Consider the following 19,006-nt stretch of genomic DNA (forward strand, 5'->3'; position numbering starts at 1 on the left):
CCGCCGGGCGCGCACACACCCTCGGGGTTGCGGGCAGCCCCCCGACCGCTCACCGTGCCGGGGGGCCGCTGGCTGACCCGGCTGCGGCCCCGCCACGGCTCCCCGGTCAGGGCATTCCCATGGTGCAAACGGCAACTCCGAGGCCCTGACGGTGACCGGCACACCCAGGCCGGCCAAACGCTTCGCCGAGTACTGCGCCATGGACCCAGAGGGCATTTGCGGCGTACCCAGGACGACAAATGGAACCTCGACCTGAGTGCCGCGCACTATTTCCACGCCCGCGAAGGACACCTGAACGTGCCGCGCAAGCACACCGAAGTCGTACCCCTCGCGGAGGCCGGCCGAAGCGCGCACAGAGCCGAGCGCGTCGGGGAGGGAGTGCCCGTCGCGTTGGGCATGTTCCTCGCCAACACCCGCCGCCGCGCCGACAAACTCACCGTGCGCCGACGCGACGACCTCGACCAGTTCGGTATGCGTTGGTGAGGGAGATGTCGCTCTGGGGCCCCGCTTGGAACCAAACCTCACCAGTCGGTGAGGTCCACCAAATAACGGGTGCTGGTACTGGTGCCCACGCTGGATCTGCTGGTGCAGATGGCCACCGCCTGGCGCCAGGACGGCGGCCGGAGCGGGGCAATGGTCGGAGTGTGCTCACTACCCGCGAAGGACTCCGGCGGCCTGCCCTGCGCGACCGACGAGCACGAGCTGGCCGCCTGGGTGCGGGACCTGGAGACCGTCACGCTGTTCGGCACGTACGCGTCCGTCGACGTGGTGCGCAAGGCGCACGCGCTCGGTCTTGAGGAGTTCGACCTGGTAGTGGTCGACGAGGCCCACAGAACGAGCGGGGATGGGCTGAAGCCGTGGGCGGCCGTGCACGCCCAGGACAAGCTGCATGCGGCCCGGTGGCTGTACATGACCGCAACCCCGCGCGTGTGGGTCCCTCCAGGCGGTGCTGAGGGCCAGGGTGGCGGGGAGCCGCGGCTGGTGGCAGGCATGAGCGAGGACTCCCCCGTCTTCGGACCCGTCGCCTGCAAACTCACGCTCTCCGAGGCGATCGAGCGCGGGCTGATCTCGCCCCGCACCAAGCGCCGCCCCGAAGAACGAGAAGGGTGCGGTCCTGCACCACGAGCGTCTCTACCACTCGCACGTCAAGGAATGGCGGGCCGCCCGGGACGCCGGGGCCCTGGAGAAGCTGGTCGACAAGCGCACGAGCCCCGCCCGGCCGAAGAAGTCGGCCGCCGAGACGGAGAACGAGAAACCGCGCCGCCAGGTGGTGCGCCTCCAGAAGGAACTGGCGCGGAACAAAGCCGCGTTGGAGGTCATGGGGAAAGCTTCCGTGCTCTTGGAAATGATCTCCGAGAGCGCGGACTGACACGTGACGCCGAGCCCGGTCGCGGGCGACGCCTTCGCCAGTGTCGAGCGCCAGCTGGGCATCACCGCCGCGTGCCGGCTGACCGGCCGCTCGCGGGCCACCCACTACCGCGGGATGCGCCCCCCTCGGAGCGAAAGCCCAGGAAGGCGGGCCTCCAGCCCTCGACACTGACGGCAAAAGCCCGGGCGGCGGTACTGGAGTTGATGAACTCGGCCGAGTACGCCGCGCTGCCGCCCGTCCAGATCTGGGCCCGTGAGCTGGACGCCGGCCGCTACCACTGCTCCATCTCCACGATGTACCGGATCCTGCGCAAGCAGGGCCAGTGCGGAGAACGCCGCCGACAGGCCACCCGCCCCGCCAAGACAGTGCCCGAGCTGGTCGCCACCGCCCCGTCGCAGGTGTTCACCTGGGACATCACCAGGGCGGCCGGACCGGCCAAGGGCTTCTGGTATCACGCCTACGTCATTATCGACATCTACAGCCGCTACATCGTCGGTCACACCGTCGAGGCGGCCGAATCGGCCGAGCGTGCCGAGGAGTTGATCCGCGAGAGCATCACACGCAACGGCATCGTGCCCCAGACCGTGCACGCCGACCGGGGCACCTCGATGACGAGCAAGAAGGTCTCCCAGCTGCTGATCGACCTCGGAGTGACACGGTCGCACTCGCGGCCGAAGGTCTCCAACGACACCCCCTGCAGCGAGGCCCAGTTCAAGACCACGAAGTACACGTCGGACTATCCCGAACGGTTCGACTCCCTGGCCCACGCCCGTGAGTGGTTCGACGCGTTCCTCACGTACTACAACCACGCGCACCGGCACTCCGGGATCGGCTGGCACACTCCGGCCTCCGTCCACTTCGGGACCGCCGAGGATGTCCGCGACCAGCGCGCTGTGACACTCGCCGAGGCATACGCCCGCCACCCCGAACGCTTCGGCCGCCGCCCCCGACCACCCGAGATACCCCAGAAGGCATGGACCAACGACCCGGCCAAGCGCCAGGAGCCCGCACCACACACCTCATAGCGCCACGACCCTCTCACTGGACTTGAAATCTTCCGCGGGGCCGGGGTTGTAGTGCACGCACTGCTCATAGGTACCGCCGTCGCCGTGCAGCCACCCCGGCACCTCGCACAGCCCGGCACCACCACCGCCCAGACGTGCACGGTGAAGGCACCACGCACCGCGGATACGCCGCGTTGGCCAGGAGCCGGCTCGTCGAGGTGGCGTCGGACACCACTTGGCACATGTCGCAACAGAACGGGGGGAGCGGGCCGTCGTACGTCGTCGTCCAACTCCTCTTGGGTGACGCCCGTACCGGTGCTCGGTGCCCGGCGCGAGGTAGCGCGGCCCGGCCGGGCCCTTGCCGCGGCCCGCCGCCGCTGCGCCCACGTCGGCTGTCGCATGCAGCCGGCCGAGGTCCCGCGCGGTTTGATCAGCTCCCGGCGCGCGGGGTTGTCACCGCTGTGCCGACCAGGTTGTCCTTGATCGTCCAGTGGCCCGCAAAGGCTGCGAGGCGCAGCCCGTCCACCACAGGGCCGGGAATGAGGAGCCGGGCTCGGAAGGTGCCGGAGAGGGCGGTAGGGGCGGGGGCGGAGCATGGAGTGACCGTGATGTCGATGTCCGCCTCGGAGAAGTCCAGCCACTCGCCGGTGAGCGGGAACCACGCCTTGTAGACCGACTCCTTGGCGCTGAAGAGGAGGCGGTCCCAGTGCACGGGGAGACCCTGTGCCTGGAGGCGGACGAGCCGGGCCGACTCAGAGGGCAGTGCGATTTTTTCGAGGGCCCCCTGCGGAAGAGCGTCGTGGGGCTCGGCGTCGATGCCGACCGATGCCAGGTCGGTGGCGTGGGCGAGAGCGGCGGCGCTGTAGCCCTCGCAGTGCGTCATGCTGCCGATCAGACCGGCCGGCCACTGCGGGGCACGGCGCTCACCGGGCAGCACCGGCGCCGGAGGAACGCCCAACTCCGCCATGGCTCGTCGGGCGCAGAACCGCACGGTCGCGAACTCGCGCCGCCTCGTCGCCGCGAACTGTGTCATGAGCGCTTGCTCCTCGGGATACAGCGACGCGGCCTCGGCCCCCTCATCACCGTAGCTCTCCACAGCCACCACCGGCTCGGGGAGCAGTTCCTCCATCACTGGGCTTTGACCTCCATGCACCAGATGTACCCACGTCAGGCGTGCGTCACGGGTCCAGCGTCAGCTGTGGTGACGATGCCACTTGTCCCACGGGCGGTCGGCATACCACTGAACCGCCGCAGCAGCGCGCACGCCGCCTCACACCACACGGCAGTACCCGCCTATTCTCCTCACCATGACGGCCCGTCGGATCGGGCCCCGGGAAGAAGCTCAGTCCCTCTATCGGAATCGGCGTCGTGGCGAACCGGCCACCGCTGTGCGGGGCGACAGCCAGGCGTCCCTCTCTCATGACTGATAGCAGCAGTATCCGCCGGAGATAGCGACGTTAAAGGAGCGGGATTGCAGCATCTCCTACCTTCCTTTCGAACCAACCGACAGCGGCGGAACAAGTGAGGGAACAGTCATGAAGCCGAACTTCGTGGGCACATCTGCGTCCGTCAGGGTCGCCGCCGTCATCGCCACCGCCGTTGCGCTGCTGGGAGCGGTGACGGTCGCCGAGACCACCGCCAAGCCGCAGCACGTCTCCATCGCCCGGGCCGAGGGCCGTCTGTCGGACAACAGCACCAACCCCTGGTCCTGAAGCAGTGGTCTCATCCGCGCCGCGGCCCCGGGTGCCGCGGCGGACGGGGGTTCTCCCAGCGGAGATGGAGTGGAAGTGGAATTCCGCATACTGGGCTCGCTCCAGGCGAGCGTGGACGGCACGGCCGTTCCGATCGGCGGGGTGATCAAACGTCGACTGCTCGCCTGTCTGCTGCTGAACGCCAACCGGGTCGTGGCCACGCACAAACTGCTCGACGTGCTGTGGCCGGATGAGACGCCCCGCACCGCGCGCAAAATGATCGGCAACGCCGTCCGCGGCCTGCGGCTCGACCTCGCCCAGGGGGACCCGGACGCCCGGGCGCACCTGCTCACGCGTGCTCCGGGATACCAACTGCGTGTCGACCCCCAAGCCGTAGACCTGTTCCGGTTCCGGGAAGCCGTCGAACAGGGGCGGGCCGAGGCCGGCGCGGACCGGCACACGGCCGCGGCCCGCACGTTGCGCGAGGCCCTCGGGCTGTGGCGGGGAGCGGCGCTGGCCGATATGGCCGAGGACGGGTTGAACTGGCCCGAACTGGCCGGTCTGGAGAGCGAGCGGCTGAGCGCCTTCGAGGAGTACACCGAGAGCGGATTGGCGGTGGGCGACCATCACGAGGTCCTGCGCCCCCTGCAACAGGCCGTCGCCGAGAACCCGTTGCGGGAACGGCTGAGCGCTCAGCTCATGCTGGCCCTCTACCGGTGCGGCCGGCAGACCGAGGCACTGTCGGTGTTCCGGCGCATACGGCACGAGCTCGTGGAGGAGTACGGCCTCGAACCGTCCCGTGAACTCCAGGAACTGGAACGTGCCATCCTGGCGCACGCCGACAGTCTGGAAGGGCCCGCCTCCCCGGCGGTCGAGCGCCGAAGGATGCCCGAGCGTCTGCGGGTCGCGTCCCTCGTGGCACGGCAGCCAGCGTGCCAACCGGCCGATGCCCCCGGCGACGCGCCCGCGAGCCGCACGGTGTCGCTGATGGATCCCGGCCACCGGCGGCACAGCACGGAGTTCGGATGCAGACGGGTCAGCGTCGTCCTGCTGTGGGTCCGACACGACCTGGCCGATGAGCAGGGCGCGGACGGTGTCCAGCGGATCCTCGCGGACGCCGAGGCGGTGCTGCGGCAGGAGAGCGCCCGTTACGGGGGCCTCGTGGCATCGGCCGCGCCGCTGTTCTGTGCCGTGTTCGGCGCTGACGACTCCCACCGGGATGACGCCACCCGGGCCGTGCGCGCCGCCTTCGCGCTGTTGGAACGGCTCGGCGGCGGCCGCCCCGCGGCCGACGCCCCGGGTGTGCAGGTGAACGTCGCCGTGGCCACCGGGCAGGCCCTGCTCTCGCCCCCGGCGGGGTCGGGCGGCGATCTGACCGTCACGGGTGGCGCACTCGACCGGGGTTTGCGACTGGTCACGATGGCCCCCCGGGGGCAGGTCCGGGTGTGCGAGGAGACGCGCCGGGCGACCGAGGCCGGCATCACCTACCACGTGGGTCCCGAGCCCCCCGAGGGCTGGGAGGCGGTCCGTGTCCGGCCCGCCGCGGTGCACGAGCTGGACGACATGCGGCCGGTGGCGCCGAACGGCCCGGAGGTACTGGGGACCTCTACGGCCCGCTCTCGCCGAAGAGGCGCGGGAAGTGGTTGATGTCGTGCGTGACCCGCTCGACCAGGGTTCGCATGGAGTGCGCACCGTCGGCGAGCCCGAGCCCGTCGCGGTGCCGCTTCAGCGCGGCGTCGGACAGAGGCAGCGCACCGGTCACGGCGTAGCGGACGGCGCCGGAGGCGTCCCGGCAGGGCAGCACGTCGCCGCGGGCGTGCCGGCTCGCGCTGAAGGGGACGTCCAGTGTGCCGTCGGCGAAAGCAGCGACGACGGCACATGCCGGGTCGGCCGCGCCCATCACCGGGGCGACCAGGTCGTCGACCTCGTCGAGCAGCCAGGCCAGTTCCTCCTCGACTCGTTCGGTGTTGACGGTGACGAAATCCAGCAGCGGTGAGTTCGCGAGCGCGGCCAGGCGCATGCCGTCGATGTTGGCCTGTGCGTCGGGGATGCCCAGCGCCTCCTGGTGGGTCTTGGTGACGAGCTTGGCCGCGCCTCCCAGCCTGGCGGTGAGCGCCCCGTAGAAGATCAGCTGCTCGGCGTGGGCCCGTCGGACCGGGAAGACGCCCATGAACTCGTGCAGCACCGGGTAGACCTCGACGCCCGTCGGCAAGTAGCGCCGCGCCAGCTCGGGGATGGCGCGCAGCGCGGCCACGTCCTGGGCGATGTTGCCTCCCTGCGGGTAGGACAGCGACAGGCAGGTGACGCCCTCGGCGGCGGCGAGGGCGGCTTCGATGATGCCGATGGCCAGGCTGATCGACGGTGGGGTCAGGACCCCGGTGAGGCTGCCGAAGAACTCGCGGTCCACCGTGAGCCCGGCGCGTTCCAGGTCGCCCGTCATGGCGTCGACCTCGCGCCAGTGGGCGAGGGACTCGGCGAGCGGCACGTCCTTGCAGTAGGGGAGGTTGTAGGAGATGCCGCCGCCCTCGAAGGAGGTGGCGCCCGCGGCCATCGCGGTGCGGAACAGCCGCCGGGCGTCCGGGGAGCCGTGCCGGATCTCCACCGGCACGGACACCGCCTCCACGAGTTCCCGGCCGCGCCGCCAGCCGTGGGCGACCAGCGGGTAGCCGTTGAGCGCGGCCGGGTCGGTGGCGGCGAGCCGGGCGGCCGCCTCGAAGCGGCCCAAGCGGGTGTGGGAGTCGATGGTGATGGTGAGGATGTCCGGCTGTGCGCCGGTGTCCAGGGCGCGCAGCAGCTCCCGCATCTCGGCGTGCCCGCCCACCCCGCACCGCGGCTGGATGGCCACCACCTGGTCCTTCGCCGACCGGGCCAGGACATCGCGGACGGTCGGCGTGCCCCGGGCGCGGACGTGCCGGGCGGTGTCCGCGAGCGAGGGGAGGTCCGTGTCGGCGATGTCGGCCGCGAGGAGCGCGGCTGCGGGACGGTGCGTGTCGCTCATCATGCGGCTTCAGGGAGGTGGGGCCGCGCGGGCCGCTGGGCCAGTTCGCGCAGCAAGGGGAGCAGTTCGTCCAGGTCGGTGAGGATGTGGTCGACGCCGAGCTTGCGGAGGTCGTCCAGCGCGCTCGGGTGCTTGTGGCTGCCCACAGAGAGGTTGCCGCCCAGTACGACGGGGCAACGCAGGTCGCCGGCGGCGCGGGCGGCGGGCAGGTCGTGCAGGTCGTGGTGGGCGTGCCCGTTGAGGCTGCCGATCAGCACGGCGAGAACGCCGGGGTTCTCGCGCACGGTGCGGGCGAACTCCGACACGGGCGTGCAGGCACCGAGGTTGATCACGGTGTAGCCCTCGGCGCGCAGGTGGTGCGCGATGAGCTGGTTGGCCACCGCGTGTGCGTCGCTGGCCGTCACTCCCAGCACGACGACGTCGTGCTCGGGTGGTCGCGGGTCGGCTTGCGCCGGAACGTTCCGCATGGTTTCTCCTTTCGTGTGTCCGGACCGGGACACCGGGCCCGGACAGGCGTCACGCCCCGGGGACGGCCGTCCTCGCCTCGACGAGCGCCCTGGTGGCCTGGATGTCCCGTTTGCCGTTGGCGTTGACCTCGATCGCGGGCACCATGTGCACGCGCCGCGGCACCAGTTCACCGGGCAGCAGGGAGGCGAGCTGGGTGCGGATGGCGCGTTCCGTGGGTGGGGTCCGCGTGCCCTCCTCGTCGAGGACCACGAAGGCTTCCACCGCGTCCAGGACGCCGCCGCGGATGATGTCGAACGCCGCGTCGGCGATGTGCGGCAGGGACAGTGCGTGGCGGCGCAGCTCGGCCGGTTCGAAGCGGTGGCCGCTCACCTTCAGCTGGCCGTCCTTGCGGCCGAGGTGGAGCAGCACCCCGTCGGGCAGTACCTCGACGATGTCGCCGGTGCGGTAGGACCTGCCGCCGAATTCGGGATCATGGAGGAAGCGGTCGCCGCCGCCTCCGCCGAGGTAACCGCGGGCGATGCCGAATCCGCTGATGATCAGCTCGCCGTGGCCGCCCACGCCGACCGGGGCGCCGCGGTCGTCCACCACGTAAGCGCCGGTGTTCCAGGCCGGGGAGCCGATGGGCACGGTGGGCAGGTCGGGCAGGCGGTCCACGGTGGAGCGGTGGGCGCAGCAGCCGATGGTGGTCTCGGTGGGTCCGTAGTGGTTGACGACCTCCACACCGTCGAGCCGGTCGCCCATCTCCCGCAGCATGGCAGGTTCCAGGGGCTCGCCGCCGATCATCAGGCGTTTGGCGGCCGACCGGTACTGCGGCCGCAGCATTCGCTCGAACAGGCGGAAGTGGCTGGGAGTGGCCTTGATGAAGTCGTAGGGGCGGGGCCGTTCGGCGTACAGGCGCGCGTAGTCCCAGGAGCCGTCCATCATGACGATGGTGCGGCCATGCGCCAGCGGCACCCAGAGGGTGGTGAGCGCGAGGTCGTAGCTCATGCTGGCGAACAGCGGGCAGGCGGCGCCGCCGGCGTCCGGCAGGACGTGGGTCGCCGCCCAGCCGATGTAGTTGACGAGGGAGCGGTGCTCCACCAGCACGCCCTTGGGTACTCCGGTGGAGCCGGAGGTGAAGACGACGTAGGCCAGGTCGTCGTGGCGGGGGCCGCCGTCCGGCAGCGGGGCGGTCGACCCCGGCGGCAGGTCGGGCAGGTGTGTGGTGTCCACCGTCGGGGAACCGGAGGCGTACTCGACGGAACCGGTGCCGTCCCACAGGACGCAGCGGGGCTGGACCTGGTCGAGGATGAGCCGCACGCGTCCCAGGGGGTTGGTCGGGTCGATCGGCGCGTAGGCCGCGCGGTTGGCCATCACCGCGATCATCGCCGCCACCGTCTCCGCGTCGCGGCGGGCGATGACACCGATGATGTCGCCGGCCTCCACGCCGCTCTCGCGCAGTCCGGCGGCGATGGACATGCTGCGCCGCCACAGTTGTCGGTAGGTGACCGTGGTTGTGTCGCACTCCAGTGCCACCGCCTCGGGGGTGTCGGCGGCGCGGCGGGCGATCAGCTCGACCACAGAGGATGCCGCCAGTCGCCGGCGTTCGCCGACGAGAGTGGCGCCCGGGAACACGCCTGCTTGGTGACCGGTCACGTCATTGCCCTTCTTCGTCTCGTGGAACGGCCCGGGTCGGCCGCAAACCGGCGCCGGGCGTCACGACGCCGCGGGTATCTGTCACAAGGGCCCTAACGCCAGCCCCGGCCGGAGACACCGCGGAAGTCCCAGGCGTCGAGCCGAATGAGGTCCGGCAGTCCAGCCGGGTCCGGTGCGGCACCGGTCTCGCGGATCAGGAGGCCGGGAAGCGGCCGGTCCCGGGTGGGGCGGCCGGTCGGTTCGACGAATTCGGCGCCCAGGTCGGCCAGGACCTTGGCGGCCGCCTCCGGTGTGTCCCGGGTCCACATCAGCACGCGGGTGCCGGGCAGGGTCTCGTGGGCGGCGCGTACCAGGTCGGCGTAGGCTTCCTCGGTGCGGGCCTCGCACTCCACGACCGTGGTGGGGGTGGGGCCGTCGTCGCCGTCCACGCCGGAGCGGTGGGCGACAAGGTAGCCCTGCGCGCCTCCCTCCTCCGAACGGGCGACGAGGTGGAAGTAGCGGGCCAGGGGGTTGGCGGCGCGCCACGCGAAGTAGGAGGCGTCGCGCGCCACGCGGACCCGGCCGTCGTCGGGCACGTCGCGGACGACCTCGGTCATGGCGTTCAGGTCCGGGGTGCGTGAGGCGGTGATGCGGAGCCCGGAGCGCGCCCCGCGCAGGACGGGCAGGTCGTCCCAGGGGCCGCCGGGGTCAGCGTCGGTCGTCCGCGTCAGCACGGACTGTCCCCAGACGCCGACCTGCTGCCAGCCGCGGATGAGCAGCGCCGGTACGGTGCCCTGGTCGCCGAAGTCGAGCAGCCACGGAATGCCGTCGCGGCGCAGCCGCGTGAGCACCTCGTCGACCATCTCGTGGAAGAGCGGGCTGTTGCGGTGGCTGTCCGCGAGGATCGTGTCGGTCAGACAGGGCAGGGTGAGGCGGCGTCCCCGGTACTCCCAGGGGGAGCCGAACACGCCGACCACGCCGACCAGTGCGGAGCCGTCGGCCGGGCCGGTGCGGGCCAGCACGGTGTAGCGGTCGTCGAGGAAGGGGTTGGCGTGGTACTTCCACTCCAGGTACGCCTGGTTGCTCGCCGGCCCGCCCGCCCACAGCCCTTCCTGGAGGGCGCAGACCTCGGCATGGTCGGCGGGGGTGCAACTGCTGAGGGTGATACCGGCGACCACGTCAGGCCACCGCCTGCTTGGCACACACGAACCGGGTGATCGAGTTCAGGGTGCGGAAGGTGTCCTGCTTGATGTCGGCGCCGGTAATGGAGATGTCGAACTCCGTCTCCAGCGCGACGAACAGCTCCAGGAACTTCGCGGAGTTGAAGACGCCACTGTTCCCGAGGTCGTAGTCGGCCGGGAGCGACTCCCACAACAACAGGTCGCACAGGAGGGTGTGCACGCGGTCGAACACCGCGCTTTGGGTGGGCGCAAGGCCGTCTTTCATGTCTCGTCTCACCTGTCTCGATCGGACGTGCTGCCGGGAATCGGACCGTCGCCGTGCTCCGAAAGCTAACGCGGGGGGAAAACCAGCCGGGTAACTGCGGCGCCATCGCCGCGGGAACTGCCGTGGCCGGTGTGCTGCGGCCCTTTGGTTGCCGGCACGGTGCGGGTCGCGGCGCCGCGGTTACCGCGCAGTGGGCAGGGCGCGGGATGTTCGTGGCTACCGTCGAACGGCCGGGCCGGGCACGGCCCGCCCGTCGCTCTGGGTAGACATGCACCGTGTCGCCGGTGCCGGAAGGAGTCCTTGTGGCCGTAGGTCCCCACATCGAGCGCACCACCGTCGGTGTCGCACCCGCCCGCGTCGGACATCCCGCGGCGGAGGTGGAGTCGTACACGCTGTACACCGGCGCCGGGCCGGCGGTGACGGTGTGGAGCTACGGCGCCACCCTCGTCGATGTCCGTGCCCGGGACCGGGAGGGCCGGTACGCCAACGTCTGCGTGCGGTTGCCCGACCTCGGTGCATACCTCGACCGCTCGCGCAATCAGTACGTCGGTGCCACCGTGGGTCGCTACTGCCGCTGTGTGGCGGGCGGTGAGTTCGACCTCGACGGCAAGCGCCACACTCTGGACCGCAACCAAGGCGCGCACCATCTGCACGGCGGTTCCGAGGGGTTCGACCGGCGCGTGTGGTCGGCGGAGGCGTCGCGGGACGGTGAGGCCCTGGAGGTGCGGCTGTCCGTGCGCAGCCCGGACGGCGACCAGGGCTATCCCGGCGAGCTGACGGCGGGCGCGCGCTACCGCGTCGGTCCCGACGGCACGCTGGTGGTCGAGTACACCGCGACCACCACGGCGCCCACCGTGGTGGGCCTGACCAACCACGCTTTCTGGAATCTCGCGGGCGCGGGCACCATCGACGGGCACCGCCTGCGGCTGGACTCGACGCACGCGGTGCGCTTCGATGCGGACCTGATCCCGCTGCCCGGTCCCGCGGAGGACGTGCGCGGCACCGCGCGGGACTTCACCGTGCAACGCCCGCTCGACGGTGTCACCGTCGACAACTGCTTCTTCGCCGGGGGCGGCCCGGTCCTCGCGGAGCTGTCGGACCCGGGCAGCGGCCGGGTGCTGCGGGTGGCCACGGACCAGCCGGCCGTCGGCGTCTACACCGGTGACTGGTTCCCCGAGCGGCCGCGCTGTGGGATCTGCCTGGAGACCGGGGCGCTGCCGGACGCGCCGAACCGCCCGGACTACCCCTCCGCACGGCTCGACCCCGGCGAGGTCCACCGGCACCGCACCGTCTACCGCTTCGGTTGTGACACCGACTGACGGGTCACGGCAGCGGGCGGTACAGGTGGGTCCGCCGCAGCCCTGCGGTGTCGCCGAACACCGTGCCGCAGCGGCGGAAGCCCAGCAGCTCCAGGCAGTCCACGGTGGCCGTGAGATCGGGGTTGGCCTCGGCCCGCAAAACGTCCGCGCCGCTGTCGGCGGCGAGCTTCAGGGCCCGCCGTACGCACAGCGGTCCGGCGAGCGAGGCGGCGGCGACGAGGTCGGGCCGGACTGCGAGCCTGCTGAGGTAGGCGGGCGCCTGGGCCCACGGGAAGGTGCCGGGCGGTTCCTCGAAGGCCGGTACCCGGGTGAGGGTGAACATGGCGGCGGCCCGGCCCTCGCTGCGCATCAGATGCACCAGGCCGTCGCGGACCAGCGAGGCGGTGGTGGCGACGTTGCGCCGGGGCACGGGGGAGCCGAACCGCTCCCCCTGGTACCGGTCGCTCAGACACAGCAGTTCGTGGACCTCGTCGGCATCCGCGGCGACTTCCCAGGTGTGTGTCGTCAACACGCTTCCCGGCATCCTGATCTCCTCACGTCCGGATGGGGCCGCCATTGTGTCGGCCACCGCCGAACGGGTCCGGTAATCCGCGCGCACGCCCCGGTAACCAGCCCCTCGTGGACCGCTCCCCGCCGCCGCGTCGCCCCCGATCCCGGCGTTACCGGCCGGTGGCCCCACCGTTACCGGCGACGGTTGCACAGCCGGTAGAAAAGTCAGTCAGGCAGACAGAAAGCGAGACCGTGATGCCCCTTCAGCAGCCCACATCCATGGGGGCGGCCGCGAGCGTGCGCACCACTTTCAACCCCTCGCCGATCGGGCCGCCCAGCATCGGTCTGATCCGTGCGGCCGTGGTCAACTGGGCGTTGGCCCGTCACCACGGTGGCCGGTTCGTGCTCCGCATCGAGGACACGGACGCGGCGACCGGCATGGCCGAGTACTACGAACCGTTGACGGAGGTGCTGCACTGGCTGGGTCTGGACTGGGACGAAGGTCCCGGCGTGGGAGGTGATCACGGGCCCTACCTGCAGAGCGAACGCCGGGAGATACACCTGGAGGTCGCCCGCAAGCTGTTCGCGGCGGGCGAGCTGTACGAGTCGTTCTCCTCGCGGGAGGAGATCGAGGCCCGCAATCTGGCGGCCGGCCGGGCCGCGACGGCCGGGTACGACAACGGCGACCGGGAACTGTCCGAACGGCGCAAGGCCGCCTACCGTGCCGAGGGCCGCACCCCGGTGCTGCGGATGCGGATGCCGGACGAGGAGATCGTCTACGACGACCTGGTGCGCGGGAGGATCGTCTTCCCGGCGCGCAGCACTCCCGACCCGGTGATGGTGCGGGCCAATGGTGACCCGCTCTTCGCCCTCGCCAATCCGGTGGACGACGCGATGATGGGCATCACGCACAGTCTGCGCGGCGACGACCTGCTGCCTTCCGTGCCCCGTCAACTGGCCGTGTACGCGGCGCTGCGACGCATCGCGGTCAGCACCTTCACCCCCCGGTTCGGGCACATCGCCGCGGTCCTGGACTCCCGGGGCAAGAAACTCACCCGAGCCGTCCCTGAGGCGGAGGTGCTCGGTTACCGGGAGCGCGGGTACCTTCCGCAGGCCGTCGTCAACTACCTCGCTTCCGTCGGCTGGTCGCACTCCTCCGGGAGCACCGTCTTCACCCGGCAGGAGCTGATCGAGGACTACGACGTCAGCCGCATCCGCACGCGTCCGGTCCGGCTGGACACGGCCGTCATCACCGACCTGAACGCCGCGCATCTGCAACGGATGGACACGGCCGGCTACACGGCGGCGCTCCTGCCCTTCATGGTGCGCACCGGAGCGCTCCCGCCGGACCCCTCCCCGGACCAGCGGGAGCTGCTGGAGCGTGCCGTCCCGCTGGTGCAGGACGCCGCCAAGACGCTGGTCGAGGCGGCCGAGTCCCTGGAATTCCTGTTCCTGCCCGATGACGGTGTGTCCGCGCACCTCGGCGACCCGGAAACCATCGCGCTGGGCAAGGCCGCAGACCTCCTGGCCGGCCTGGCGCAGTGGACGGCGGACACGGTACGGCTCCGGCTGAAGGAGGGGTTGGGCACCGACGCACGCCAGACATACGCCGCGCTGCGGATCGCCCTGACCGGGCGTCAGATCACGCCCCCGCTGTACGAGACGTTGGCGCTGCTGGGCCGCGACAGCAGCCTGCGCCGTGTCCGGCGCGCGCTCGACGCCGGGCGCCGCGCTCGCCGCTAGCCGCCCGCCGGCTCTGGAGACCCTGCCCGCCCACCCAGCCCCCGCGCCTTCCCACTGGAGACAAGTGACATGTGCGGTATCGCCGGATGGGTCGCGTTCGAGCGCGACCTGCACCAGGAGCAGCCGACCCTGACGTCGATGACCGGGACCATGGCCTGCCGCGGTCCGGACGCGGTCGGCACCTGGACCGACCCCCGCGGACACGCCGGCCTCGGCCACCGGCGGCTCGCGGTCATCGACCTCGACGACAGCACGCAGCCGATGACCCTGGACACTCCCGCGGGCAGCCTGGCCCTGGTCTACAGCGGTGAGGTCTACAACTACCGGGAGCTGCGCGACGAGTTGCGCGGCCGCGGACACATATTCCGGACGGCCGGCGACACCGAGGTGGTGCTGCGCGGCTATCTGGAGTGGGGCGAGGGGGTCGCCGATCGGCTGAACGGCATGTACGCCTTCGCCGTATGGGACGCCCGCGCGGCGAAGCTGGTGCTGGTCCGCGACCGGCTGGGTGTCAAGCCCCTCTACTTCCAACCGACGGCGGACGGTGTGCTGTTCGGCTCCGAGCCCAAGGCGCTGCTCGCCAATCCGCTGGCCACCCGGAGCGTCGACCTCGACGGGCTGCGGGAGCTGTTCGGCTTCGTCAAGACACCGGGGCACGCGGTGTGGGCCGGGATGCGCGAGGCCAGGCCGGGCACGGTGACCACCGTCGACCACCGGGGCCTGCGTGAACACGTCTACTGGGCGCTGGCCACCGCGGAGCACACCGACGACCTGGACACCTCCGTCGCCCGGGTGCGGGGGCTGCTGGAGGACATCGTCTCCCGCCAACTGGTCGCCGACGTGCCGCTGTGCCTGCTGCTCTCGGGCGGACTGGACTCCAGCGCGGTGACCGCACTGGCCGCACGAGAGCTGGGCGGCAGGGGCGGCAAGGTGCACAGCTTCAGCGTCGACTTCGCCGGGCAGAGCGACAACTACGTACCGGATGCGGCCCGGCCCACACCGGACGCCCCCTACGTACGTGACATGGTCGCGCACGTGGGCACCGCCCACACGGACATCCTGCTGGACAGTGGCTCCCTCGTCGATCCGGCCGTGCGCCGTGCGGTCATCACCGCCCGGGACATGCCGAGCGGCACCGGTGACACGGACGTCTCCCTCTACCGGCTCTTCCATGCGGTCCGCCGGCACTCCGCGGTGGCGCTGTCCGGGGAGAGCGCCGACGAGGTCTTCGGCGGCTACCACTGGCATCGCTCCGCGGCGGCGCAGCGTGCGGGCACCTTCCCGTGGATGTCCCCCGCCAACGGGGTGGCCGCGGGCAGCCAGGGCCGGGACGGCGGCGTGCTGCGGCCCGAACTGCTCACGGCCCTCGAACTGCCCGCCTACATCGGCGACCGGTACGCCGACGCGGTGGCCGAGGTCGAGCACCTGCCAGGGGACGACGAGGACACCCGTGTGCGGCGGGTCACCTCCTACCTCGGCATCACCCGGTTCATGCGCATGCTGCTGGACCGCAAGGACCGGCTGAGCATGGCCGTCGGCCTGGAGGTGAGGGTGCCGTTCTGCGACCACCGTCTGGTCGAGTATGTGCACAACGCGCCGTGGGCCGTGAAGAGCTTCGACGGCCGGGAGAAAAGCCTGTTGCGAGCGGCCGTCCGGGACCTGCTGCCCGCGTCCGTCGTCGACCGGGTGAAGAGCGCGTACCCCTCCATCCAGGACCCGGGCTACACGACCGCGCTGCGCCGGCAGGCGAAGGAGCTCCTCGCCACGGCGGACCACCCGGTGTTCGACCTGGTCAGCAGGGCGTGGCTGGAGAACGCCGTGAACGACGAGACGGTCCCGGCCGTGCGCGGCGGGCTGGAGCGCTGTCTGAACCTCGCGGCCTGGCTCGATGTCCACCGGCCCCGACTGCTGCTGTCCTGAACCGGCCGCTCGATCACTTGAGAAGGGCAGCTCCACACAGATGTCAGCGACCTCCGGCCCCGCGCACCGGCTGATCGCCGCTGGGGTCCTCATGTCCGCGGGCAACGGCGCGTTCCTGACCTGTTCGGCGCTGTACTTCACCCGGATCGCCGGGTTGTCACCCACCGCGATGGGGCTGGGTCTGACCATCGCGGGAGCGGTCGGCCTGCTGGCCGGCGTGCCGCTGGGGCACCTCGCGGACAGTCGGGGTCCCCGGCGCATCGCCGTGCTGTTCATGACGCTCAACGGGCTCGCCGCGGCCGGGTACCTGCTGGTCCGCTCGTTCCTGGCGTTCGTGGTGGTGGCGTGCGCGTTCACGGCGTTCCAGCGCGGGGCCCGGGCGGCGCAGCAGGCGCTCATCGCCGGGTTGACGCAAGGCCGGGGGTTGGTGCGGACGCAAGGGATGATCCGTTCGGCGAACAACGCTGGGATGGCGGCCGGCGCCGCGCTGGCAAGCCTCGCCCTGCACCACGCGACCCCCACGGCGTTCGCCGTCGTCATCGGCGGGAACGCGCTGGGGTCCCTGGCCTCCGCGGCACTGCTCGCGACGCTGCCGGCGGTGGCACCGTCACCCGCGTCGCCGCCCGGCGAGCCGAAGTGGGCGGTGCTGCGCGACGGGCCGTTCGCGCTGTTCACGGCGCTCGGGGCGGTGCTCGCGCTGCACTCGATGCTCCTGGAGATCGTGCTGCCGCTGTGGATCACCACCCACACCCGTGCCTCGACGGCGATGGTGACCGTGCTGTTCGTGCTGAACACCGTCAGCGTCGTGCTGTTCCAGGTGCGCGTCGGTTCCCGGGTGAGCACGATGCCCGGCGCGGTCCGGGCCTGCCGGACCTCCGGGCTGGTGCTGTTCGCCGCTTGTTCGCTTTTCGCCCTCTCGGCAGGCGGATCCTCCCTCGCCTCGAACGTGCTGCTGCTGGCCGCGGGCGCCCTGCACGTCTGGGCCGAACTGCTGGTGTCGGCGGCGTCGTGGCACATCACCTTCACTCTCGCCCCCGCCGGCAAACAGGGGCAGTACCAGGGGTTCGCGATGACCGGTTACGGAACCGCGATGATGCTGGCGCCCACCGCGCTGACCGTCCTGTTGATCGACTGGGGGACGCCCGGCTGGTTCGTGCTGGGAGGGGCGTTTTTGCTCGCGGCCCTGCCGACCGGCGCGGTGGTGGCCTGGGCGCAACGGCCCGCCCGAACCGGTGCCCTGCGCGTCCCCACCCGTTCCTGAGCCTGAGCCGTCCGGCGGGGACCGCCCACCCGCCCGTTCCCGCCGCGCCTTACGAGGAGTTGCCATCACCATGACGTCCACCGACCACTTGCGCGCACACACCTACCTGGGGGCCGGCCCCGGTTTCCCCTGTTCGACGTGGCGCACCCCGTTCGACGCGCTGCGCTTCTTCGCCCGCCGCCGGGGCGATGCCCCGCTGATCACCGCCGTGTCCCACGCCGGCACCGAGACCGTCCTCGACTACCGCACCGCCGAGATCGCCACCCGCGCCCTCGCCAGCTGGCTGTGCGCCGAGTTCGGCACCCGCCGGCCGGCCGTGCTGGCCCTCGCCCCGGCCAACGACGTGCCGTCGGTGCTGGCACTGCTGAGCGTGTTGCGCGCCGGATTCGGGCTGCTCGTGCTCGGGCCGGCCGATCCGCCGGAGCGCCGCGCGCAGCAGATCGAGGCCGCGGGCGCGCTGGCCGTACTGTGCCCCCCGGACACCGACACATTCGGTCCCGGCTGCACGGTGCTGCCCCGCTGGCAGGACGTGGCCGAGCAGGACCGGCCCCTTCCGGTGCTCGACCCGGCGGCCGACGCCCTGTACTTCGCGACCTCCGGTTCGACCGCGGCGTCGAAGCTGGTCGCCCAGTCGCACGTGAACGCCGTCGCCAACGCCGAAGCGGTGCGCCGCCACCACGGTCTGGCTCCCGGCGACCGGGTGCTGGCCTGTCTGCCCATCCACCACGTCAACGGCGCGCACTTCACGGTGCTGGGCACCATGGCGGCCGGGGCGCACACCGTGCTCGCCGAGTCGTTCTCGCCGCTGACGTACGCGACGACGCTGCGGCAGTACCGTCCGCGTATCGCGAGTGTGGTTCCGGGGGTGTTGGAAGCGATCGTGGAGGCCTGGCGGGGGGTGGAAGTACCTGCGGACTTCGACTACTTCGTCTCGGCGGCGGCGCCGCTGACCGCCCGCACGGCACGGTCGGTCGCGGACCGTCTCGGGGCGCGGGTGCTCCAGGGCTACGGCCTCTCCGAGACCACGAACTTCTCCACCACGATGCCGACGGACCTCTCGGAGGCGGCCTACCGGCGGTTCGTGCTGGAGGCGGAGATCCCGTCGGTGGGCGTGCCGGTGTACGGCAACGAGGTGACGGTGCTCGGCGAGGACGGCCAGCCCGTGCGACCCGGGCAGGTGGGCGAGGTGTGCATGCGCGGGTTCAACGTCATGTCCGGCTACGCCGGGAACGCCGGGGCCACCGCCGACGCCTTCCGCGACGGGTGGTTCCACTCCCAGGACCTCGGCTACCAGGTGACGGACGAAGGCCGTGACCTGATCGTGCTGACCGGCCGGCTGAAGAACATCGCCAAGGTGTCCGGGGAGACCGTCTCATTGGAGGAGATGGACAGGGTTCTGCGCGCCCTCCCCGAGGTCCGGGACGCGGCCTGTGTCACGGTCCCGGACCGATTCACCGGTGAGCGCATCATCGCGGCGGTGGCGCTGCACGGGCCCGGGGACACCGCCGACGCACGGGACGCGCTGCTCTCGCGCTTCCCGCGAGCGCTCGTGCCCTCGCACATCGTGGCGGTGCCGCGCATCCCGCGCACCGCGACCGGGAAGGTGTTGCGCCCACAGCTGGCTTCGTCACTCTCCGAGGAACTGGGCCTGGCCCACTGACCCGCCGACGCACCGGTGCCCGGT

Annotated in this window: 16 protein-coding genes and 1 pseudogene; 10 read left to right on the forward strand and 7 right to left on the reverse strand. The window is 71.5% G+C overall.

Annotated features, from left to right (window positions below):
- Positions 1-216: 216 nt before the first annotated feature.
- The 3 genes and pseudogenes from ABZY33_RS25430 to ABZY33_RS25440 all read left to right on the forward strand — a co-directional run bounded on the left by ABZY33_RS25430 (position 217) and on the right by ABZY33_RS25440 (position 2,394).
- Positions 217-483 (forward strand): helicase associated domain-containing protein, encoded by a 267-nt coding sequence (locus tag ABZY33_RS25430; RefSeq protein WP_356493981.1) that lies wholly within the window; start codon positions 217-219, stop codon positions 481-483.
- Positions 484-591: 108 nt separating this feature from the next.
- A pseudogene (locus ABZY33_RS25435) lies at positions 592-867 on the forward strand (helicase); the annotation flags it as partial.
- A 705-nt stretch (positions 868-1,572) separates the two neighbouring features.
- Positions 1,573-2,394: a DDE-type integrase/transposase/recombinase gene (locus tag ABZY33_RS25440; protein ID WP_356494031.1), complete on the forward strand. Its 822-nt coding sequence runs from the start codon at positions 1,573-1,575 to the stop codon at positions 2,392-2,394.
- Positions 2,395-2,803: 409 nt separating this feature from the next.
- Here ABZY33_RS25440 and ABZY33_RS25445 read toward each other — a convergent pair whose 3' ends face one another.
- Positions 2,804-3,505: a 4'-phosphopantetheinyl transferase superfamily protein gene (locus ABZY33_RS25445; protein WP_356493982.1), complete on the reverse strand. Its 702-nt coding sequence runs from the start codon at positions 3,503-3,505 to the stop codon at positions 2,804-2,806.
- 403 nt (positions 3,506-3,908) lie between these two features.
- Between ABZY33_RS25445 and ABZY33_RS25450 the strand changes: the two genes are divergently transcribed.
- Positions 3,909-4,085 carry a hypothetical protein gene (locus tag ABZY33_RS25450; protein WP_356493983.1) on the forward strand — a complete coding sequence of 59 codons (177 nt, stop codon included), beginning with the start codon at positions 3,909-3,911 and terminating at the stop codon, positions 4,083-4,085.
- A gap of 75 nt (positions 4,086-4,160) precedes the next feature.
- Positions 4,161-5,711, forward strand: a complete 1,551-nt coding sequence (locus tag ABZY33_RS25455) for a BTAD domain-containing putative transcriptional regulator (protein WP_356493984.1) — start codon at positions 4,161-4,163, stop codon at positions 5,709-5,711.
- Here ABZY33_RS25455 and ABZY33_RS25460 read toward each other — a convergent pair.
- The 5 genes from ABZY33_RS25460 to ABZY33_RS25480 all read right to left on the reverse strand — a co-directional run bounded on the left by ABZY33_RS25460 (position 5,671) and on the right by ABZY33_RS25480 (position 10,590).
- Positions 5,671-7,062, reverse strand: a complete 1,392-nt coding sequence (locus tag ABZY33_RS25460; RefSeq protein WP_356493985.1) for a methylaspartate mutase — start codon at positions 7,060-7,062, stop codon at positions 5,671-5,673. The two genes, ABZY33_RS25455 and ABZY33_RS25460, sit on opposite strands and share 41 nt — an antisense overlap.
- Positions 7,062-7,529, reverse strand: a complete 468-nt coding sequence (locus tag ABZY33_RS25465; protein WP_356493986.1) for a cobalamin-dependent protein — start codon at positions 7,527-7,529, stop codon at positions 7,062-7,064. The genes ABZY33_RS25460 and ABZY33_RS25465 overlap by 1 nt, the downstream gene beginning before the upstream one ends.
- Before the next feature lie 49 nt (positions 7,530-7,578).
- The gene (locus tag ABZY33_RS25470; protein ID WP_356493987.1) at positions 7,579-9,165 is read right to left on the reverse strand and encodes an amino acid adenylation domain-containing protein; all 1,587 of its coding nucleotides are present in this window, start codon (positions 9,163-9,165) and stop codon (positions 7,579-7,581) included.
- A gap of 92 nt (positions 9,166-9,257) precedes the next feature.
- Positions 9,258-10,322, reverse strand: a complete 1,065-nt coding sequence (locus tag ABZY33_RS25475; protein ID WP_356493988.1) for a hypothetical protein — start codon at positions 10,320-10,322, stop codon at positions 9,258-9,260.
- Between the two features lies 1 nt (position 10,323).
- Positions 10,324-10,590 carry an acyl carrier protein gene (locus ABZY33_RS25480; RefSeq protein ID WP_356493989.1) on the reverse strand — a complete coding sequence of 89 codons (267 nt, stop codon included), beginning with the start codon at positions 10,588-10,590 and terminating at the stop codon, positions 10,324-10,326.
- A 302-nt stretch (positions 10,591-10,892) separates the two neighbouring features.
- Here ABZY33_RS25480 and ABZY33_RS25485 point away from each other — a divergent pair, with 302 nt between their 5' ends.
- Entirely contained in the window at positions 10,893-11,909 is a 1,017-nt protein-coding gene (locus tag ABZY33_RS25485; protein WP_356493990.1) for an aldose epimerase family protein, read from the forward strand.
- A 4-nt stretch (positions 11,910-11,913) separates the two neighbouring features.
- Here ABZY33_RS25485 and ABZY33_RS25490 read toward each other — a convergent pair whose 3' ends face one another.
- Positions 11,914-12,420, reverse strand: coding sequence for a hypothetical protein (locus ABZY33_RS25490; RefSeq protein WP_356493991.1), 507 nt, complete (start codon positions 12,418-12,420; stop codon positions 11,914-11,916).
- A 233-nt stretch (positions 12,421-12,653) separates the two neighbouring features.
- Here ABZY33_RS25490 and gltX point away from each other — a divergent pair, with 233 nt between their 5' ends.
- The 4 genes from gltX to ABZY33_RS25510 all read left to right on the forward strand — a co-directional run bounded on the left by gltX (position 12,654) and on the right by ABZY33_RS25510 (position 18,982).
- Positions 12,654-14,141 (forward strand): glutamate--tRNA ligase, encoded by a 1,488-nt coding sequence (gene gltX / locus ABZY33_RS25495; protein ID WP_356493992.1) that lies wholly within the window; start codon positions 12,654-12,656, stop codon positions 14,139-14,141.
- Positions 14,142-14,210: 69 nt separating this feature from the next.
- A complete protein-coding gene (gene asnB / locus ABZY33_RS25500; RefSeq protein ID WP_356493993.1) occupies positions 14,211-16,061 on the forward strand; it encodes an asparagine synthase (glutamine-hydrolyzing) in 1,851 nt (616 codons plus the stop codon).
- A 40-nt stretch (positions 16,062-16,101) separates the two neighbouring features.
- Positions 16,102-17,322 carry an MFS transporter gene (locus ABZY33_RS25505; protein WP_356493994.1) on the forward strand — a complete coding sequence of 407 codons (1,221 nt, stop codon included), beginning with the start codon at positions 16,102-16,104 and terminating at the stop codon, positions 17,320-17,322.
- A 70-nt stretch (positions 17,323-17,392) separates the two neighbouring features.
- Positions 17,393-18,982 (forward strand): class I adenylate-forming enzyme family protein, encoded by a 1,590-nt coding sequence (locus ABZY33_RS25510; protein WP_356493995.1) that lies wholly within the window; start codon positions 17,393-17,395, stop codon positions 18,980-18,982.
- Positions 18,983-19,006 lie beyond the last annotated feature (24 nt).

The sequence above is a fragment of the Streptomyces sp. NPDC006552 genome, assembly GCF_040611655.1.
Lineage (GTDB): Bacteria > Actinomycetota > Actinomycetes > Streptomycetales > Streptomycetaceae > Streptomyces.